This is a genomic window from [Clostridium] symbiosum ATCC 14940 (assembly GCF_000466485.1).
GTDB lineage: Bacteria > Bacillota > Clostridia > Lachnospirales > Lachnospiraceae > Otoolea > Otoolea symbiosa.
In genome coordinates, this window is the sequence record NZ_KE992815.1 from 1 (window position 1) to 756 (window position 756).

Annotated in this window: 1 protein-coding gene; it reads left to right on the top strand. The window is 48.0% G+C overall.

Annotated features, from left to right (window positions below; genetic code table 11):
• Window positions 1–756: hypothetical protein (locus CLOSYM_RS22940; protein WP_021640864.1), on the top strand; the 756-nt coding region annotated here is incomplete at both ends.

The window sequence follows — 756 nt, forward strand, 5'->3', positions numbered from 1 at the left end:
GTCGAGCGCGCCGAATTATGTGGATCCGAGTGGATATGACAGCCGGGGATATTCGAACACGGCCAGCGGAAGAGAGCCCGGTAAACGTCCCGGTTCTATTTATGACGGATATGATGAATCGATAAGAGCAGAGGTCAGGAAAGAACATAAGGACCGTATAGCAGCCGGTTTGAGTAAAGCTCAGAAAAGATTGTATGATGCGATAACCAAGGCATTGGATGGTGTCAATAACAGCAGTGCAGTTTATATTAAGCTTGGGGCACTTACAATTATGGCAGAAGCGGACAGTGAAGTAGATGATTGTGCAAAAGAGAAGATGACAGAAGCGATCATCAGTACACTGGCAGGGATGCTGAGTGAAATGGCATACTATGGAAGAACAAGTGTCGAATGGAATGGGATTGTGCAAGCCCTGATAGAGTGGGGAATTGAGAACAAAGAAGAGGAGATGGTAGAGAAATATTTTAATGCACAATACTATTACACGGGAAAGGCATTATTTGATGATTGGTATGCAGAGGTAGGAAGATTAACCACCCTGACCTCATTAATAACTTCAATAGCAGGCTTTCTGGGCGGAGGTGGCTCCTTCTCCGTAGGAACAGCGGCAAGCGGCTCAGCAGCCCTGGCGGCATCGGGAACTGCAGTAGTGGCAGGAGCTTCAGCAGTGACGGTAGGAATAGTGGTGGCCGGTGTTGGAGTAAATGGCATAATCATGGAGTCCAGAGGTGAGGCAAGGGGGGAAGCGAATCGAGA